Here is a 17027-nt window from a genome sequence, read left to right as displayed (position 1 = left end):
TCCCTTGTGGTTTGTCAGCGGGACCCAGGCGCGGCGAGCAGCGCTCGCGCAGCACGCAGACGGATCGAAGAAGGTGGTGCGATGCGAGCTGACGGCGGCCCACGCTATCGTGCCGCCCGCGGTGCAGCGAGCTGGAGGTCAGCCCTCAGCCTGGTCGGCAAAGGTGCCTGCGAGATTCTCGAGCAGCTCCTTCATCTCAACGAGCTTCTCGTGGTGCGGGATGAACTTGACAGCGCTCCCCAGCGCCACGTCGGCGGCACCCAGGGAGCGCTCGACGCCCCGGGCAACCCTGCGCACTGCGGGCCGGTTGATCGCGCGAAGGAGACGACGTAGCCGCCCGGCCGTGCGAACCGGCGGGACCGGTTGGGGTAGAAGGTGGTCCGATCCCACGGTCTCTACGTTCGGTGAGTCAAGTGCTGCCTCGAGTCGGCCGCGCGCGTACTCCCAGCCGATGATCTTCGCTCGGAGCTCGAGCCCGATGAGGCCGTAGAAGCTCAGAACTTCGGGGGTTGCGGCGAGGAGCGACTCAACAAACGAGTCCCGCGTGTCCGCGACTGGCCCCCAGGCTTCCGCGATCGCCTCGAGGGCCGCGACGAGATTCTCATCAAAGACGTCCCCGATCACGTCACGGTCGAGGAAGAGAGCCTCTCGCATCTCGACGACCGAGTCGAGATCTTCGTAGACCGTCGCCGTGAAGGAAGCCAAGACCAGCTCGGGACGCTCGAAGTAGTCCGGAAGCTCGAACTCGAGGGGCACGTCGTTCTCCGATCCCAAGGGCACATCGCTGACTGGCGCAGACGCTACAGGTGTTCAGACTCAGCGGCCAGCAGAATCTGATGAATACTCACCCGAGTGGCCATGCGGGTGGCTGACCTCGCTCCCCTGTCACTCAACGGCTCGCCGGCTTCGCCCGCTCGCCGACCTTCGTAACGCGTCTCCGCGCAACCGCCGAGCATCCGTCTCGCCCGCGTGCTGCGCTCGACATTCGTCGAGCTGCGCCGTAGCGGATCGCTGAGCGCCGCGCACCGTTCAGCCGACGTGCCGGCGAAGCGAGCGAAGCTCGCGCAGCACGCAAACGGGTCGAAGGGACGTGGAGCTGCGTGTCGATGGCGGTGCGTAGGGCCGAAGGCCCGCGGGGTCGGCGAGCGGGCGAAGCCGGCGAGCCGTGAGTGGTGGTGGCGCTTCGTCAGCCGTCGCCTTTGCCGTGGGCATCTCGGCCGGCCGTTGTCACGCCGATCGAACGGCCGACTTACCCGAGGGCTGCTTGTCGATCTCCTCGAGCGACACTTCGATTTCCGCGACCAGGGCAGGCACGTCCTCCGGCGCAGCGTCCAGGAGACGCTGGACGAACCGCTCGCGGTGTAAGCGGCGCGCCCAGAGCACCGCAACAGCAACCGCGACGGCTAGAGCCGTGATAAGTCCGACCAGGAACGCGACCAGGGCGACGAGGGCGCCGTCTCCATCGGCGGTCGCCAGGAGCCACCACACCGAGAGTCCGCTGACCGCCGGGAGGACGACGGTGATCCATGGGAAGAAACGCAGCGACGCCGGCACGCGCATCGTAGCGATGACGGCGAGGCGGGCAGACTCTCGGTCGATACGCGACTGGAGGACGGTCGCGGACGACGATTTTGGCGTGGATGCATCTCGGGCGTCGCGAAGACGGCTGATCCGTCCGTGGATGCGGAGCGGCTCCGAATAGCGCGAAGCTGCTGCGAAGAGGCCGACGATTCCGCTCGCCACAGCGACTGCCGTCGCGAGGGTCGGGAGCCAGCTCATCAGCTGACGGTAGCGGATCGGTGGGAGCCGGGTGGGCCCCAGTTGAGGTGGACCGCCACGCCCTATGGGGCTCCAGAATGCCGGACAGCGTCCGCCGGGCTCACTGGGTCCCCCGCAGTCGCGTGAGCTCCTTCGCGAGACCGCCACGGAACCCACGGATGTCTTGGCTCCACGCCTCAAGTTGCGCGGGAATCGGCCGCCTGCCGTCGGCGTATCGAGCGACAGCCTCGTCGAGCCGCTTGACCATGCTCACTGCCTTCCCGTGCCACGCTTCGACGGCCGCGAGCTCGACCTGGATGAGCGCCGGGTCGCGATCTGCACGGACCTGGCGCCAGGCGGCGTCGTCGAGGCCCAGGGATGCCTGCCAGGCACCGTCGGCGACCGCGCGGGCCCGTCGAAGTGAGCCGAGGATCGAGGCGGCAATCACCGGCACTTCACTCAGATCGGCAGGCTTTCGCGTGCGGGCTTCCTCGACGGCGACCTGCGCGACCAGGCCAAGCGCGTCCCGCGCTTCCCGAATGAGTCTGACGCGCTCTGGCTCGACGCCCGCGAAGTCGGCCACGCCGATCGGCGGCTGGTCGGGTTGCTCGATACGGAACACAGCGCGCGCGTCCCCGTCGGGGATCACGAGGAGTCCATCCTCGAATCGGACGCGTCCGCCGACGTCGAGCCGGTGACCATCGTCGAGCACAACTGCGGTCAGGCGCCCGGCTTCGTCATGGACCAGGTCGGTGATGACAGAAGCCCGGTCGCGATCGGGGAGCCCGGGAATCTCACCCTCCCCTTCGACGTCGAGCAACCGGAGCACAGCGGTCCTCGACTCAAGAACTGCATCGAGCTGGGATCGGGACACGGTGGCCTCCACGGGGCTAGCGACGGATGGGATTAGAGACTCAGATGTGGTGAGCGAGGCGCCCGTGACGACGGACCGAGCTGTGGACCGGGCAACCTCTCTGCGGTCTTCTCGATGCGCTGCTCGGCGCTGCCGCCACGCACGCTGGACCTGAGCGCGATGCTCGCCGTGCTGCGAGATCTCGCACCGGTCACCGGGCAGCGCTTCACACACGGGTCAGTTCCTCGACGAGCGTGTGCTGACGGGCGGCGATCCGGTGGAGCGCAGCGAGATTGGCGGCGCCGTCGGCGTGGGTGCCGGCGCGCTTGCGGATGAGGGAGGGCCACGGCGAAGGGCCGCTGATCTGGCCGGTGCCGGCGAGGACGACCACGGCGCCGTGGCGCGCGTCAGCGGGGCGGTGGTCGGGGATGCCGACCGAGAGGGCGAGGAGGTCGAACGAGGTGTGGTCTGCCATACCTCTGATGAGCGCGGCGAGCTGCGCGAGGGGTATGCGGGGTCAGGGAACGCTCGGCTGATGCACCGGGATCGCTCATATATCTCTCAGCGGCGCTGTGCGCCCCCTAGGCGCGATTTCACCTCGCCCGTGGGTGGAGCGGGCGGCAAAGGGTTCTGTCGCGCCAGGTGGCCGCACGGCATAGCGCGTCCGAGAAAACCTGTCCTGGTTGTCCGACGAAATCCGACGGAAGATAATACAGCCGAAAACCACCGCTGACCAGGGGTAAAACAGTAATAGAAGAAGAAGAATTCTCCAGTATTAGGTTTAACAAACAACAACACATAGGGATTTTGGGCTTTGTATTTCCCCCGATTTCAGGATTAGGAAATATCCAAATCTCTATATAGGTCCTGTTCTGGCGCTCGAACCTCAGACGCGGACCCCGAAACGGCCTTCTCCCTTACTCCCGATTGGGAAGTAGCCGTCCGACGGACATCGGACGAGGTGGTCGATTCGGGCGCGACAGCACCCTCTTGGCCGTCAAAAAACGCGACAGGCGGCCCGTCGTGGCTTTCAAGGCGCCCCTCTCGGTTCTCGATGCGGCGCTGCTCAACCCAGCCGTCGGCCGGCTCACCGCATAGGTCTAGGTGAAGGAAACACCACCTGACCCGAGGAGCCACCCATGTCCGCGACGTTCGCCGAGATCGAGAGCGCGATCCTCGATCGGTCCCCTGCCTGCGTCCACCAGCGCGTCGTCGAGGCGATCGGCTTCGAGCTCCCCGAACGCGACATTCCCCGCTTCCCCGGCACCGGCGAGCTCGACCTCGACCTTGCGACTCATCTCCTCCTCCGTGACCGCCTGGCCGCGTTGACCGATGAGCGCCTCGGCGAATACTCCGGCGTCGGCTGGCGCGGTGTGCCCGCGCTCTCCTTCTGGGCCCACGTCGCCCACGACCTCGTGGTCCGCGGCATCGACCCGCTGACCGCCCTCGACGAGGTCGCAGCTGAGCGCGAGACGATCCGCGCGGATCAGCTGCGTGGGTTCAACCCGAGCGATGTCGCGACCAGCCTGCACACGGACGTTCCTGAGGACCGCGTGCAGGCGCTTCTCGCCGCGTAGGAGCGAGCCCGCGGCGTCGCCGCATACATCGAATACACGACGTCCAATCGTGAAAGACCCCGGCACTCCGCCGGGGTCTTTCTGCATCTTCGGGGCTCCTGATCCGGCCCCGTCCGCGCATCGCCGCATGTGCCAAGTCGCACAGCTCCCACTCCGAGGGGCTCGCTCGATTGGACGTCGGCGATGCGGACTTCGCACACCCATACCCCCACCCGTTTCTGCGCCTTGTGCCAGAAGGCCATCCCCACAGGTTCTCGCCGCCGACGCTGGTGCTCGGCCACCTGCGCCAGCATCGGTGCCCGCCTCCTGCACCGCGGCTTCCGCGTCGAACGCTGCCGGGCCCGGCGTTGCTCCCATTTCGTGGTCGCCCCGCCCTCGCAGAGGGACCGGTTCGCTTGTAGCCGCAGCCACCTGCAGCAACTCATCCGCGAGGCGGCACGTGCAGCCGAGAATCGGGCCCGCCGTAACGAGGCCGCCGGCGTCGCTGCCACCTGGACTACAGACGAGCGACTGGCCGTCGCCGCGATGACAGGTGCTACACCGAGTTGCGTTTACTGCGGACACCTACTTGTCGTTCGCGCAGATGGCTTCTCCGGGCGCGGGACACCGACCAAGGCACAGTTCGGGGTGGATCACATCATTTCTCTGGCCGCCGGCGGCACCCACGACGCCAGAAATTGGGTGCCCTCGTGTGGCAGATGTAACCGGTCGAAACGCGAGTTCTCGATCGCCGACTGGATCGCGCGCGACATCGCCGCTGGCCGCGAGCCCCACGCGCGGCTCGTGCTTGGCGATCTCGCAGCGGGGAGCGGTGCCTGGCGGCGCGACCCGCAGACCGGCGAGATCTACCTCGCGAACCGCTCAGCCCTCGTCCGCCCCTGACTGTCCGACAGGCGCGTATCAGCCGGATACTCGCGGGTTTCAGCCGTTGTCCGACTTTCGCCGCATGTTCACCTACGACACCGCCCAGGCGTCACAACGAGATAGCCGGATGCCACCGGCAGAAAGACAGGACCCCAGTGACCATCAGCCTCGAAGAAGCCCGCCAGCTGATCGGCGGCGACAAGCTCGTCGCCCTCCGCGAGATCGCGGAGATCCTCGAGATCGGCGTGCCCAGCGTCCGCCAGAAGGCCTACCGTGGCCAGCTGCCGATCCCGCTGCTCCCTCGCACCAGCTCGGGCGCCCCTTACGTCGCGCGCGCCGCAGACGTCCTCGCATACGTCGAGGGGCACGGGCGAGCAGACGACACCGAGCCGCCCGAGGACCCTTACGCCGAGCCGACCAAGTCTGATCTCGAGCTGCTCTCCGAGAGTCTCGGCCGTGACGCCGCGACCCTCCGCCGGCTGGCGAGCGACGCCCCCGAGCCGGACCGCGGAGCCCTCCGCCGGCAAGCCGACCGCATCGACCGGAAACGCCGGACCATCGCGGACCGTCGACCCTACGCTCGCCGCCGATGAGCGCCCTCATCTTCGCCGTCGCCTTCCTCGCGTTCTTCGCCTCGTTGTTCGTCGCGCAGCGGGTCGTCGACGCGGTGGCCGCGAGGAAGCGGGAGCGCTGGAGAACGGCCAGCCCAGCCGCCGCCGGCACGCGCGCATAGGTGAAGGTGTGGGGCGGTCGTTTTGACCCGCGACCGTCCCACACTCGAGCGCCGTTCGACAACGGCCGACGCCTCACCAGATCTAGTGGGCGTCGTCGTCAAGATGGCGCTTCTGCGGGCTCCCCGCGCACATCAAGTCCATTGGGACACAAGTCCCATCAGTGAGTAGTACTTACGAGAAAGTCAGCAATAGCAAAATGAGCAGGACAATCAACGTCAAGGCCAGCAAGAGCGCAGACGGCACGGCCCGCGCGAAAGCGCACACGCGAAAGATCGCGGAGGCCAAGCCAAAGCGCGGAGCAGAGATCGGGCTCGCCGCTGAGCTGTCGGAGGAGCAGAAGCACTACGACTGGCTTCTTGCACAGCGCATCCTCCACGCCAACGGGGCGCTGGAATCGTGGAAGGTCAAGCATCTCGACGAGTCCATCCCGGGATGGTTCACCGACGAGGCGACCGGCGCGCCCACTGTGGGTGAGTACATCCACGCGCTCACCACCGATGATCCGGACCTCCGCAACGCGGCTGAGCTTGCCGAACAGGCGGCGGACGCCGACAGCCCCCTCGCGGAAGCCCGCCAGATCATCACGGACGAGCGCGCCGTCCAGCGACTCATCCGCGAGCTCGACGAGCGACGGATCGAACTCGGAGAGGCACCTGCGCAGCTCCCCAACGGCCTGACAACCATCGAGATCAGCGGACACGAGTGGACTGTCGACAGCTATGCAGGCGTCGTCGCTCGCCTTCTCGAGATCCACGACGTCCCCAACGCGGTCCAGGCCGTCGCGCTCAACCGCAAGAACATTGCTGGGGCGCAGGCGGACGGCATCGACCCTGACGATGTCGCCCAGTTCATCGCCATCCACTGGCAGAACGAGGAGAACCGAGCACCGCGAGTGTAATGGGCTCAGAACCAAGAGCGCCCCGCGCCGGACCCCGAACCGGGCGCGGGGCGCTCTGCGTTGCTCCTACCCGCGTCCCAGCTTCGAGATCGCGGGGGCGCGGTCCGTCACCGTCGCCCAACGGGTCAGGATCACCGCCAGAGCCGCCGCCGTGCGGCCGCATGACGTGCAGATCGGGCGGCCACCGCCGAGTGCCGTAGAGCGGGCCATCACCCGAACGTGGGGTCCCCTTCGCACTTCCCGTGTCGGTGCCCGGGTCTATGGTCAACATCGCCGTTGACCACGAACTCGCCGAGGAGCTGCTTCATGAACGTCGATGACTACGCGGGCCACGGCGCGTGGACCGCCCTGGCCAGCGCGCGCGACGCCCTTGACGACATCAACAAGTCCGGCGACAAGCCCGCGATCGAGCGGCTCGACGAAATCCGAGAGCTGTTCGGGGCCGCGGACGGGTACCGCGACGGCGGCGATCCGATGCTCACCGGTAGGGCACAGCTGGATCAGATGAACAACGTCCTCAGTCAGATCGACGGCCAGCTTCGGGCGTACTCGTCGAACACGAATATGGGTCATGTGGAAAACGCGGCCAACCTGGCGGACGCGCTCCGCGCGGCGATCATCGCGCTCCCACGACCGATAGCAGGTGGGCGGGCGCAGGCCGACGTGACCCGAGCGTTCAACGCCTACAAGGAGGAACTCGACAAGAGCCGCGACGGGCTCGCCCAGCAGCTCAAGGAGGCCCAAGACGCCGCGGCCACACGCGAGAGCGAACTCACGACGCAGATCGACAGCCTGAAGGCGGAGGTGAGCTCAGCCCAGCAGGCGGTCGCCGCGCTGAAGTCGCAGATCGAAGGCGACGAGACACGCTTGACGACTGCTCTCAAGGAGAACGGCGACCTGTTCGTTCGCGCACAGACCGATCGGGAGACCGGGTTCCAAGATTGGCTGACGAAGCAGGAGAAGAGCTTCGCTGACCTCGCGAAGCCCCACTTGAGCGGGATCACCGCGTCGGAGGCGAGCGCCAAGGAGCAGCTCGACCGGATTTCGACGCTGCGCACGAGCAGTGAGGAACTCGCCCAAATCGTCGCCGGCGACATCATGGCCGAGAAGTTTGAGAAGAGCGCACAGAACGAGCGCGTGGTCGCCTACATCGCGTATGGCGTTGGCGCAGTCGCGGTTCTCATCGGGGCAATCGTCATCTTCTTCGCCTTCGGCTGGTTCGCAGACCACACCATCCGCTGGGAGAACATCGTCCTGAAGATCGGGCTGACGCTGGTCCTCGGCAGCCTCAGCGCAGTTGCGTTCCGGTTCGGCGGGCAGGCCATCCAACGCGCGACCGCGTACCGCCGCCAAGAACTGGACATCCGGGCACTCCAGCCATTCCTTGCCGACCTCGACGATAAAGCGATCGAAGACATCAAGACGACATTCATCGACCGCGCATTCGGCCACGCGTGGGAGCCCGCCGCGCAAGCAGCAAAGGATGCCAGCGACGGGTCTGCGCAAGACATGGCGCTGAATGTTCTGAAGCTCGTCCTGCAGGAACTTCCGAAGAACGTGAAGCCCTAGTCCTCCCCGACGCCTCCGGCGCGCCTCCGACCCGCAGCCGTACCGTCATGCGTCCCGGCATCCGTATCGTCGGCGACGATTTGCCGGCGCCGCGGATCGGCCCGCAGGGCGGATCGTCAGGCGCGCCGGTCGAAGCTGGGAAGTCGTGGACATCGAGCGCCAGGCGAACAGCTAACGGCGAGCAGGTGTCGCTCGAGCTGTCGGCCGATCGTAAAGAGCGATTCCGGGTCGTCACCGAATGCAGCGTCGCACCCCAGCAGAACCGCCAGCACCTCACTCAGCGTCAGGCTCACGCTGTCAGCGACGGAAGTGGAAATGAGACGATAAACAGAGCCGATAGACCAACGTTTGCGTTGCGTTCTGCGACCGTCGGTTGACCTTCGTTACGCGGGGGCCTCTTGCAGCTCGCAGCGGTCGATCCAGCGCGTCAGGATGCTGAGTGTTGCCAGCTGCTCAAGAGCTTCTTGCATGGGGAGTTCGTCGGTGGTGTGGGTGGCGGGGTTGCGGATCGCTGAGAACGCACCCTGGGCCAAGTTGAGGATGCCCTGCCGCATTGCGATCACCGTCAGGTCCTCATCGCTGCCAGGCCACCTCAGCCGAGGCTTGCCCGGCTGAGGTGCCGCAAGAGAGAACGCCTGGCTCATCAGGTCCTTGTCACCGAGTTCATATCGGCTCGTCCTGTCCTTGACGAGGCCGCTCAGCGCGGTGGCAGCCCGCTGCACCGCATCCGAGTAGTGCGCCGATTCCCAGCGCTTTGAGGCGGCATCCCAGATGAGGGGATGCAAGGCATCCGCTTTCATGGTGGGGGCGCTGGTACCGAGTCTCGCCTGCGTCTCCGCACGCGTCTGCATGACGGCGAGGGCATGCTCGGCGTACTCGATCCCGACATCGACCCAGTAGGCGTCGTCGGCACGCCGGATCAGGTCGGGAATGTTGTTGCGCCCGAGGACCCTGCAGATGATCGCGTGCGTCTGCGCGGAAGCGGCACGAAGCTCGTTGTAGTGCGGGCTTGAGTCGTACATGAAGCCGTAGACCTGATTGCCTCTATTGCTGCTCCACGAAGTCCGACGCGCCTTACGCGCTGTCTTGATCCACCACTGGAGTCGCTCGATCACCCAAGGTTCGTCCACGATCAGACCTTATCGGCGCCATGTTCAGCGTTCGCGCACGAGGTAGCTGATGTCGCTCGGTGCTTGCCGCAGCCAACGTGCGATTGATGCTCACACTTTGAAGTGTCCGGGGCACCCGTGACCCTGACACCGTTTCTGAACTGCTTCGCTCGAGCATTCCTGCAAGGGCTTCATTAGGAACCTGGCTGCCATGCTCGCTGCCGATCCCAGATGAACTGCTCCGGGGCGTCCGACGGTTCGGGCTCGAGCGCTGCCCATAGCAGTTCCTTTCGACCCGGCGGCGCGTTCGTCACTCCGGCCACGCCCTGCAGTTTGAGCGTTGCCCTGACTCGCGATTGGCCAGATGCGTTTGGCATTGGCCCAATGTGAGTCGACGCCCACAACTGATGCTGTCAATCAACTGACTCGAAGAGCAGGCAACCCAGCCGGTCGCCACCCCGCCGCATAGGACTGGTGACGGAGTTTTCCTGTTTCCTCCGTCGACCATCTCGTTGAGCTGTGACCGTGGCAGGGAGCAGCAGCAGAACGCCCGTCGATTCCGGCGGGCGTTCTGCGTTCCGCGCCTCGCCGCGCTCATATACCCCGTGAGCACGATGACCCTCGCCGAGGCCCGCACCCTCCTCGACCTTGACCCGGACGCCGACCAGCGCGCCATCTCGAAAGCCTTCCAACGTCGGATTCGCTTGCATCACCCTGATGTCGCTGGCCCAGAGAAAACCGATCTCGCCGCGCGCCTCAACACCGCGCATCGCCTCCTCTACGACGTCGCGGCGAATCGCGCCCACTTCCATCAGCCACTCCCCGACCCGTGGGCACCGCGCACGGTCGTCGATCGCCCGACCGCCACGATCCCGTCACCGGGCGTCGAGGAGGCGGCGGAGCGCACCGCGCAGCTCCACGCGTGGATCGCCGAGCAGCTGGCGACGAACTCGTCCCGGCACCGCCGGCCCACGCTCAGCCCGCGTGCGGTTTTCGCCCTGAGCTTCACCGCCGGTCTCGTCATGGTCATCGCCCTGCTCGCCGTGGCCCTGACCTCATCCACGCTCGCCACAGGCGCGACCTTCGCCCTGTCGGCTCTCGCGCTTCTCGGCAACGCCCGCGGTGATGCCTGCATCTGGGGCCTCGTCTTCGCCGGTCTCGGCGTCGCGGCCGCTGCCGTACTCGCAGTCCATGGGGCGCCGGCCCTCACCGTGGTCGCCGCGATCATCGCACCGATTTGCGCACCGGTGGCGCTGCGGTGGGCGTGGGTCAACACGGGCTCAGATGCGGAGGCGGCAGATGCGTGACTTCCTCGGATCGAAGCGCGGGCAGCTCGCTGTCTGCGGGGCTAGCGCCGCGGTCGACCTCGGATTCGGCGCGTACTTCCTGGCGGCCGGGGCGCCTGTCTTCGCCCTCGCCGCCATTCCGATGCTCGCGGCGGCGACCCTCGTCGCTGGCGTCGTCCTGATCACCCCGGACCGTCGATGACCGTCTGCCTCGGTGGCTCGGCCGCCTCAGCCGCGCGCCAGTCAGCTCACGAGCGGCGCACCGCCGTTCTCGAAGCTCTTCGGCACGGTCGCGCGTCGATCGGGCAGGTGCTCGACCTTGCGTGCAGCGAGCAGGGGGCGCCGGTCAGGCGTATCCGACTGGCACAGCTCCTGCGGGCGACGGGCCGGTCGAAGCGCGAGGTCGAGCAGGTGATCGAGCTGGTCTCCGCGACCCTCGAGACGGATGTCAGCGTGTGGACGATCGGCGACATCGTATCCGCGCGACGGGGCGCAAAGCCCGTCATCGCACTGGCTGATGCGCTCGCTCCGCGCGAGGCGTCCCGACACCCCTGGGGTTGATCCCCTCGAAACGGCTGCCGCGCTCATACCTCGTATGACGCACAGCGCACTGATCCTCGCGGACAACGGGAGCACGACCGGGAACATCGACCTCGTCACCCCGTGGAACACGCTGTGGAGCAGCGTCCAGGACACCGTCGGCCCGCAGATCCTCAACCTGATGACGATCGTCGGCGTGATCCTCGTCGTCTTCGCGATCGGCAAGTGGATCTTCGACAAGCGCCGCGGTGGCGGAGCTCACAAGGGACTCGACACGTTGCTGTGGGCCTTCCTCGCCGGTTGCGTCCTCGCGGCGCCCGGCCTCCTGATCCCCGCCGTCGTCAACTTCCTCGACTACGGCGCGAACGCGATCCTGCACCTGATCTCGCACGCCAACACGGGCAGCAACAGCTACACCGGGACCTCCGGCAGCTGACCACAGACTTGCCGGCCCGGAGGGCTTTTCCTCCTTCCTTTCGCCCCCGGGCCGGCAACCACACCTCAAATCGAAAGACCAGCGCATGACTTTCGCACCAGCACCCCGCCTCCGACACCCGCTCGGCGTCCTCCGATCCGCCGCCGGCATCGAGGTCTCCATCCCGCAGATCATCGTCGCCGTCTCGGTGTCCATCGCCGTGATCGGCGCCGTGGTCCTCGGCGTCGTGTGGATCGTGCCGTGGGCCGAGGACAACAGCGCGAAGAGCGAGGCATCCACGATCCAGAGTGCCGAGCAGCTCTTCCACGCCAACTCCAACGCTTTCGGCAGCCGTGACGCGCTCTCGAGCAACACCAGCACACCCGACGGCACCGCGTTCAAGGCCCTCTCCGACAACCCCGCCGAGCACTTCGCGATCGCGACGTCCGACGACGGCTACTGCCTGGGCATTGAATCGAGGACCGGCCGTTTCTTCTGGTCGAGCTCCGAGTCTCAGACCATCACGCAGTCGGCCATCGCACCGGCGGCCTCGGGGACCGCCCCTGCCTGCCCGTCGCCAGCTGTGATCGACCCCCACTCCGCCGCAGCCTCTGCCACCTGGTCCATCCCCGACCCCGCCCTCCACGCCTGGGTGGTCGAGGCTCTCGGCAAGGGCGATGGCACCGCAGCCGACGACGCGACCGTCGCGCTCACCGAGGCGGACGCCGCAGCGCTCGACGACGCGAAGGCGCAGGCATACGACACGAGCACACACTGGTTCGGGGCTGGTGTCGGGAGCTTCGCCGGCTTCCAGGACGCCGCCGTCACGCATCTCGGCGCGATCAACGACTCGAGCGCTTCGCTGGTCAACCTGAACGGCTTGCAGAACATCCGGTCGTCGGCATCCATCGTGGTGAGCGGCGCAGCGCTGACCAGCATCAGCCTGCCGGACTTGACGACGCTCCAAGCTGTCAACGGGTCGGCGGGAGGCCTGCAGGTGAGCGGTGCCGCACTAACCTCGATCTCGCTTCCGAAGCTCGCGACGATCCCGACATCGTTCACGATCAGCGGCGCATCGCTCACCTCGGTCGACCTTCGCTCGCTCGTGTCTATCGGTACTGACGCGCTGATCACCAGCACGAAGCTCACCTCCGTCGATCTGCCCGCACTCACAACGATCGGCGGACAGCTGACCGTCTCCAACAACGGTCAGCTGGCGGACCTCTCAGGGTTCAACGCGCTAACGCACGTGACCCGAGTCGCTGTGGCGAGCGACAGCCAGCTCACCGACATCTCTGGCTTCAACGCGCTGACGTCCCTGGGCGAAGGCACGACCGTCGCGCTCAGCGTCACCGGGAACACCGCGCTCATCCAGATCACCGGCTTCCACAGCCTGACATCCGTCAGCGGGACGCTCAGCATCCAGGCCTCGGTCACCCAGCCCACCCTCGGCTCCGTGCCGATCCACTAACCGACTCGCCTCGCACATCGACCCGGAGTGCGAGGTGTCCCACCCACAACCAGAAAGGCACATCATGACCACCACCGCCCCGACTATGGCCGACTTCGTTGCCGCGCTCGACGCACGAGACGCGATGCGCGACCCCGTGCTCGCGCAGGCGCAGCGCTTCGTCCAGAAGGTGCACGGGGCCGAGCTCGCGTGGCTGCACGTCGGCGAGCTCGCCGCCCGCCGCCATATCGACCCGCTGCATTTTCCCGCGTTCTGCGCCGAGCAGGGCCTGCCGAAGACGGACGAAGCACGGAAGTTCTTCCACCTCGGTTTCGCGACCCGTACCGCCGAGGACGCGTTCAATGAGCGCCTCATGTGGACCGGTTCCGACCGCGAGGGCGTGGCGGTCGAGCGCCTCGACGGAGCGCTCGCGTGGCTACATGCCATCGTCGCGGACCTGCGAAAGCACGGGTCCGACGTCCTCGCGGAGGCCGAGCAGTGAGCACGCCTCTGGCTGACGCCCGCATCGTCGCCGTGATCCAGGCCCTCGGCAGCCAGCATGACGAGGTGCTCGACACGTATGCCGCTTTCGGCACGCTGATCGACGCCGTCGATGCGGCAGTCGCCTTTCCGGACGAATCACCGGACACCGAGGCTGACCGCTGGGCCGACGCATTCCTCGAGAGGAATGCATCCCGTTTCGAGGAGTTCTCTGCCGCGCTTGACGCAGGCGATCAGGTCCGATGCGCCGCGCTTGCCACGGCGTTCGACCTCCCCGACTTCCCGGCCGAAATCGGGTTCCTCGCAGACGAGCACGCGACCTTCGACGCCGAGCTTCGCTCCCGCCTCACCGACCTCGGCTTCTCGGTCGAGTACTTCCAGCCCGCGCCGGTACTCGACGAGCTGACGATCGGCTTCCGCAGCGGTCAGCGCACGATCGACCTGGTGAAACGTCGCGGGCTCGTGGTCGGTGCGACGTTCGACGGCGAGCGCGAGATCCCGCTCGTGCAGGGCTCGTTCGCCGCGGCGGCGGCGCAGCGGATCGCGTCGGAGATCGCCGAGGTTCTGAGCGCAGCCGAGCGGGAGTTGACACGGTGAGCGGGTTCTATGCTGCGGGGCGGCTCAACCTCGGGCTGGCCCTTCCGGGGTCCTCTGGCCGCCTCCCCGCGGAGCAGCACCGGCTGATCTCAGACGCCGAGGTCAAGACGATCGCCAGCTGGCTCGGCCTCGACTGGGAGCGGCTCAGCACAGATGGCCTGAACCTTCCTGGGCAGATGGTCACCCTCCACCCGACGTTCTATCGGCTCTCCCTTGACGGTCGGGACGTGGTCATCGAGCATGACGCGCTCATGCACCCGGGCGAGCTGCTCCCCGCAGCGCTTCAACTGCACCTCGACGATGCGGATCTCGACGGTTCGCTGCGATCCCTGCTCGCCACGCAGCCGGTCGACGTGCATGACCTGGATGGTGAAGACGGGGAACGCGAGCTGTGGCTGGCATTGGACGGTCACAGTCGTCTCCGCTACGCGGTGCCGGTGACCGATGCGCGGGGTACCGCTGATGCGCTGGCCTCGGCGTTCACGTGGCTCGTTGAGCAACAGTTGATGGACGTGCGTCCGAGGCTCGGGAGGAAGGCGCGGGCGTTCACGATCAACGCAGGACTCGGCGTCATATACGTCGCGGCCAACAAGGGCGGGGAAGTTGTCTGCGAAGGGTGGCGTGGGGTTTCGCCAGGCGGGCTCGTGCGCGAGATCAGTCGCGTGCACGAGGAAGCGATGAGAAAACTCGCACCGGCCGGCGTGCTCTGAACGGGAGACTCGCCGTCGCCCGATCCGACGTCGCGTCGAGGAATGCCGGTGCCAACCTAGGAGGCCTCGCGCGGTCGTTCCCACGCGCAGCAGAGGTGTGCGATCGCTTAGCTTTCTCGCTTCACTGCAATCTGCAGGGCGCTCCGAATCGCTCCCAGTCGCCCGGGTCGTGTCCGATCCACACCTCGGCGCCGTCACCCCGAAGGCGGGACTCGGCGCGTCCTGGGCGCCTCCTAAGGTGAAAGCACAAGGAACAGGAGGGCTGAGAAATGCCGGTGACAGTCGAGCAGCCGTGCTCGATCGTGGACTGTCCGAACGCGGCGGCGTTCCGCACCCGCTCGAAGCCGGCATGGTGCCTCGAGCACCTGACCTCGCTCCTTGGTGACGCGGGCCTTGACCCAGCGGAGCCGTTCCCTGGCAGGCCGAGCGACTTCTGGCTCTCCACATGCCGGGCGTGTGACACGACAGCCCATTACCGGCTCGAGTACGCGATGGAGAAGACGAAGACCGGGCAGCCGACATGTGGCCTGTGCCGTTGGCGGGCGTGGAGCGCCTGGGGCGCGAGCCTCGGCGCAACGGTAGACCACGCGGACGTAGCGGTTGACTATTCAGCCTTCGCCGAGTCGCACGGCTATGAACTTCTCGACGTTCTCGACCCGGTCGCGGCTGGCGGCATCGTCCGCGTGCGCTGCAGGTCGTGTCAGCGCATCCAGGCGGAGCGCCTCTCCGACATCTCTTGGGGTTGCTCGTGTCAGACGAAGGCCGCGACACCGAACCAGGTCACGCGCTCGAAGGCGAACCGCATGACATTCGCTGCATCGAACTCTCCCGCTATCCCGTGGTGGGATCACGAGGCGAACGACGAGCTCCTCTGGAAGACGGCGAAGCGCGCCTCGACGAAGGTCGCTGCGTGGAAGTGCCCGGACTGTGGGCACCGCTTCGCGGAGAGGATCGCCGCCATGGCGGAACACCCTGTCTGCCCAGCGTGCCGTGACCGGGAGCGCACGGCGTCGCATGCGGAAGCGGAACGGCTGGCGACGCTGCCTGTGAGCGAGGTTCCAGAGCTGTTGGCCACGTGGGCAGATGAGACAGAGCCGTGGAAGGTGATGGTCGGCGACCACTTTCCCGCACGAGTCTTCCGATGCGCTGCTGGACATCGAGCGACGATGTCGCCTTCGGCGTATCTGACGAATGGGTGCCCGTCGTGCCGCGGGCAAGAGACCGCCGCCCGGCAGAAGCCTTCGGTGGCCGAGGCAACACCGGAGATCGCTGAGCAATGGCACCCGACGCTGAACGGCAAGTACACGCCTGAGAATGTCGCGGCAGACTCGAAGCGTCAGATTTTCTGGCACTCCGGGTGCTGCGACCACACGTGGCGCGACAGCCCGCTCGGTCGGTACAAATACCAGCGGCTTCGCTGCCCGGTGTGCCGCTCGATCCTCGGCTCGCTCGCCTGGCGTGACCCGGGACTTGCTGCCGAGTGGGCACCCGAGAACCCGACCGACCCATGGCACCTTGCGCCCATGTCGACGACCCAGTTCCTCCCCGGGTGGGTCTGTGCAACCAACCCGGAGCACCGCTGGCAGGCACCCCTCGCCTCCCGCTCGAACGGCGCCGGCTGCCCGGAGTGCAAGCCGGCCGGGAAGTCGAAGGTCGAGCTCGATCACCTGGCCGCAGCCAAGGGGCTATTCGGCGCAGCGAAGTCGGGACGGACGCTTCGCTACCCGGAGTTCACGAGCCGCGCAGTGTGGGCAGCCGACATCAGCGTCGAAGTGGAGGGAAGTCCGGTCGTCATCGAGTACGACGGCTCCTACTGGCATTCGGCGGACGCCAAGCGGCTCGTGGACGAGCGCAAGACCCTCGATCTGCTGGCCGCCGGGTTTCACGTCGTGCGACTGCGCGAGCACCCGCTGGAACTGCTTGACGTCGAGCACCCCAAGCTCTTGCAGCTTCGGGTGTACTCGCAAGCCCCGGACCCAGCCGGCGTCATGCGCGAGATCGAGTCCTGGGCCAGCGCGGGCTTCGAGCGGCCACAGCCGCCTCGTACCGGCGTGGTCGAAGTGTAGCTCCGAGGATCAAGGCAGCCAGGCGCCGAATCACGCACGCGCCCCGATCTGGGCCATGCGCGGGGTCCAACGTCCCTGGCAGTGTGTGTCAGAGCGAGAG

At 66.9% G+C, this 17027-nt stretch carries 21 protein-coding genes; 15 read left to right on the top strand and 6 right to left on the bottom strand.

Annotated elements, in window-relative coordinates:
- Positions 1 to 138 precede the first annotated feature (138 nt).
- The 4 genes from D7I44_RS07720 to D7I44_RS07705 form a co-directional block, all read right to left on the bottom strand.
- Entirely contained in the window at positions 139 to 756 is a 618-nt protein-coding gene (locus tag D7I44_RS07720; RefSeq protein ID WP_162940131.1) for a hypothetical protein, read from the bottom strand.
- Between the two features lie 471 nt (positions 757 to 1227).
- Positions 1228 to 1779 (bottom strand): hypothetical protein, encoded by a 552-nt coding sequence (locus tag D7I44_RS07715; RefSeq protein ID WP_120788966.1) that lies wholly within the window; start codon positions 1777 to 1779, stop codon positions 1228 to 1230.
- Positions 1780 to 1879: 100 nt separating this feature from the next.
- Complete coding sequence (locus D7I44_RS07710; protein WP_162940130.1) at positions 1880 to 2644, bottom strand: hypothetical protein; 765 nt, start codon at positions 2642 to 2644, stop codon at positions 1880 to 1882.
- Between the two features lie 193 nt (positions 2645 to 2837).
- Positions 2838 to 3086, bottom strand: coding sequence for a hypothetical protein (locus D7I44_RS07705; RefSeq protein WP_120788964.1), 249 nt, complete (start codon positions 3084 to 3086; stop codon positions 2838 to 2840).
- A gap of 664 nt (positions 3087 to 3750) precedes the next feature.
- On the opposite strand from D7I44_RS07705, the gene D7I44_RS07700 reads away from it, so the two are divergent.
- From D7I44_RS07700 to D7I44_RS07685, 5 genes are all read left to right on the top strand, one after another.
- On the top strand, positions 3751 to 4188 hold the full coding sequence (locus tag D7I44_RS07700; RefSeq protein WP_120788963.1) for a hypothetical protein: 438 nt from the start codon (positions 3751 to 3753) through the stop codon (positions 4186 to 4188).
- 183 nt (positions 4189 to 4371) lie between these two features.
- Positions 4372 to 5070, top strand: a complete 699-nt coding sequence (locus tag D7I44_RS18680; RefSeq protein ID WP_120788962.1) for an HNH endonuclease — start codon at positions 4372 to 4374, stop codon at positions 5068 to 5070.
- A gap of 137 nt (positions 5071 to 5207) precedes the next feature.
- Entirely contained in the window at positions 5208 to 5645 is a 438-nt protein-coding gene (locus D7I44_RS07690; RefSeq protein ID WP_120788961.1) for a hypothetical protein, read from the top strand.
- A complete protein-coding gene (locus D7I44_RS18120) occupies positions 5642 to 5785 on the top strand; it encodes a hypothetical protein (RefSeq protein ID WP_162940128.1) in 144 nt (47 codons plus the stop codon). Before D7I44_RS07690 ends, D7I44_RS18120 begins: the two co-directional genes overlap by 4 nt.
- Positions 5786 to 5982: 197 nt before the next feature.
- Positions 5983 to 6684, top strand: a complete 702-nt coding sequence (locus D7I44_RS07685) for a hypothetical protein (RefSeq protein WP_120788960.1) — start codon at positions 5983 to 5985, stop codon at positions 6682 to 6684.
- A 66-nt stretch (positions 6685 to 6750) separates the two neighbouring features.
- Here the strand turns inward: D7I44_RS07685 and D7I44_RS18115 are convergent, their stop codons facing one another.
- Positions 6751 to 6894 carry a hypothetical protein gene (locus tag D7I44_RS18115; protein ID WP_162940127.1) on the bottom strand — a complete coding sequence of 48 codons (144 nt, stop codon included), beginning with the start codon at positions 6892 to 6894 and terminating at the stop codon, positions 6751 to 6753.
- 96 nt (positions 6895 to 6990) lie between these two features.
- Here D7I44_RS18115 and D7I44_RS07680 point away from each other — a divergent pair, with 96 nt between their 5' ends.
- Positions 6991 to 8253, top strand: a complete 1263-nt coding sequence (locus D7I44_RS07680; protein WP_120788959.1) for a hypothetical protein — start codon at positions 6991 to 6993, stop codon at positions 8251 to 8253.
- Positions 8254 to 8636: 383 nt separating this feature from the next.
- Here D7I44_RS07680 and D7I44_RS07675 read toward each other — a convergent pair whose 3' ends face one another.
- On the bottom strand, positions 8637 to 9383 hold the full coding sequence (locus tag D7I44_RS07675; protein WP_120788958.1) for a TIGR02391 family protein: 747 nt from the start codon (positions 9381 to 9383) through the stop codon (positions 8637 to 8639).
- Between the two features lie 584 nt (positions 9384 to 9967).
- On the opposite strand from D7I44_RS07675, the gene D7I44_RS07670 reads away from it, so the two are divergent.
- The 9 genes from D7I44_RS07670 to D7I44_RS07630 all read left to right on the top strand — a co-directional run bounded on the left by D7I44_RS07670 (position 9968) and on the right by D7I44_RS07630 (position 16927).
- Positions 9968 to 10669 carry a J domain-containing protein gene (locus D7I44_RS07670; protein ID WP_162940126.1) on the top strand — a complete coding sequence of 234 codons (702 nt, stop codon included), beginning with the start codon at positions 9968 to 9970 and terminating at the stop codon, positions 10667 to 10669.
- On the top strand, positions 10662 to 10850 hold the full coding sequence (locus tag D7I44_RS07665; protein ID WP_120788956.1) for a hypothetical protein: 189 nt from the start codon (positions 10662 to 10664) through the stop codon (positions 10848 to 10850). Before D7I44_RS07670 ends, D7I44_RS07665 begins: the two co-directional genes overlap by 8 nt.
- On the top strand, positions 10847 to 11209 hold the full coding sequence (locus tag D7I44_RS07660) for a hypothetical protein (protein WP_120788955.1): 363 nt from the start codon (positions 10847 to 10849) through the stop codon (positions 11207 to 11209). The genes D7I44_RS07665 and D7I44_RS07660 overlap by 4 nt, the downstream gene beginning before the upstream one ends.
- A gap of 34 nt (positions 11210 to 11243) precedes the next feature.
- Positions 11244 to 11624: a hypothetical protein gene (locus tag D7I44_RS07655; RefSeq protein ID WP_120788954.1), complete on the top strand. Its 381-nt coding sequence runs from the start codon at positions 11244 to 11246 to the stop codon at positions 11622 to 11624.
- 85 nt (positions 11625 to 11709) lie between these two features.
- A complete protein-coding gene (locus D7I44_RS07650; RefSeq protein ID WP_120788953.1) occupies positions 11710 to 13074 on the top strand; it encodes a leucine-rich repeat domain-containing protein in 1365 nt (454 codons plus the stop codon).
- 64 nt (positions 13075 to 13138) lie between these two features.
- The gene (locus tag D7I44_RS07645) at positions 13139 to 13555 is read left to right on the top strand and encodes a hypothetical protein (protein ID WP_162940125.1); all 417 of its coding nucleotides are present in this window, start codon (positions 13139 to 13141) and stop codon (positions 13553 to 13555) included.
- Positions 13552 to 14151, top strand: coding sequence for a hypothetical protein (locus D7I44_RS07640; RefSeq protein ID WP_120788951.1), 600 nt, complete (start codon positions 13552 to 13554; stop codon positions 14149 to 14151). The genes D7I44_RS07645 and D7I44_RS07640 overlap by 4 nt, the downstream gene beginning before the upstream one ends.
- On the top strand, positions 14148 to 14861 hold the full coding sequence (locus tag D7I44_RS07635; protein WP_120788950.1) for a hypothetical protein: 714 nt from the start codon (positions 14148 to 14150) through the stop codon (positions 14859 to 14861). Before D7I44_RS07640 ends, D7I44_RS07635 begins: the two co-directional genes overlap by 4 nt.
- A gap of 275 nt (positions 14862 to 15136) precedes the next feature.
- The gene (locus D7I44_RS07630) at positions 15137 to 16927 is read left to right on the top strand and encodes a zinc-ribbon domain-containing protein (protein WP_162940124.1); all 1791 of its coding nucleotides are present in this window, start codon (positions 15137 to 15139) and stop codon (positions 16925 to 16927) included.
- Positions 16928 to 17027 lie beyond the last annotated feature (100 nt).

Source organism: Gryllotalpicola protaetiae (assembly GCF_003627055.1).
Lineage (GTDB): Bacteria > Actinomycetota > Actinomycetes > Actinomycetales > Microbacteriaceae > Gryllotalpicola > Gryllotalpicola protaetiae.
This window is presented reverse-complemented; position numbering and strand designations above follow the sequence as displayed.

Excerpts from the sequence above, each read along its gene's own strand:
- D7I44_RS18120 (WP_162940128.1), top strand. The coding sequence starts at position 5,642 with ATGAGCGCCCTCATCTTCGCCGTCGCCTTCCTCGCGTTCTTCGCCTCG.
- D7I44_RS07650 (WP_120788953.1), top strand. The coding sequence starts at position 11,710 with ATGACTTTCGCACCAGCACCCCGCCTCCGACACCCGCTCGGCGTCCTC.
- D7I44_RS07680 (WP_120788959.1), top strand. The coding sequence starts at position 6,991 with ATGAACGTCGATGACTACGCGGGCCACGGCGCGTGGACCGCCCTGGCC.
- D7I44_RS07715 (WP_120788966.1), bottom strand. The coding sequence starts at position 1,779 with ATGAGCTGGCTCCCGACCCTCGCGACGGCAGTCGCTGTGGCGAGCGGA.
- D7I44_RS18115 (WP_162940127.1), bottom strand. The coding sequence starts at position 6,894 with ATGGCCCGCTCTACGGCACTCGGCGGTGGCCGCCCGATCTGCACGTCA.
- D7I44_RS07700 (WP_120788963.1), top strand. The coding sequence starts at position 3,751 with ATGTCCGCGACGTTCGCCGAGATCGAGAGCGCGATCCTCGATCGGTCC.
- D7I44_RS07665 (WP_120788956.1), top strand. The coding sequence starts at position 10,662 with ATGCGTGACTTCCTCGGATCGAAGCGCGGGCAGCTCGCTGTCTGCGGG.
- D7I44_RS07705 (WP_120788964.1), bottom strand. The coding sequence starts at position 3,086 with ATGGCAGACCACACCTCGTTCGACCTCCTCGCCCTCTCGGTCGGCATC.
- D7I44_RS07660 (WP_120788955.1), top strand. The coding sequence starts at position 10,847 with ATGACCGTCTGCCTCGGTGGCTCGGCCGCCTCAGCCGCGCGCCAGTCA.
- D7I44_RS07685 (WP_120788960.1), top strand. The coding sequence starts at position 5,983 with ATGAGCAGGACAATCAACGTCAAGGCCAGCAAGAGCGCAGACGGCACG.
- D7I44_RS07645 (WP_162940125.1), top strand. The coding sequence starts at position 13,139 with ATGACCACCACCGCCCCGACTATGGCCGACTTCGTTGCCGCGCTCGAC.
- D7I44_RS18680 (WP_120788962.1), top strand. The coding sequence starts at position 4,372 with ATGCGGACTTCGCACACCCATACCCCCACCCGTTTCTGCGCCTTGTGC.
- D7I44_RS07655 (WP_120788954.1), top strand. The coding sequence starts at position 11,244 with ATGACGCACAGCGCACTGATCCTCGCGGACAACGGGAGCACGACCGGG.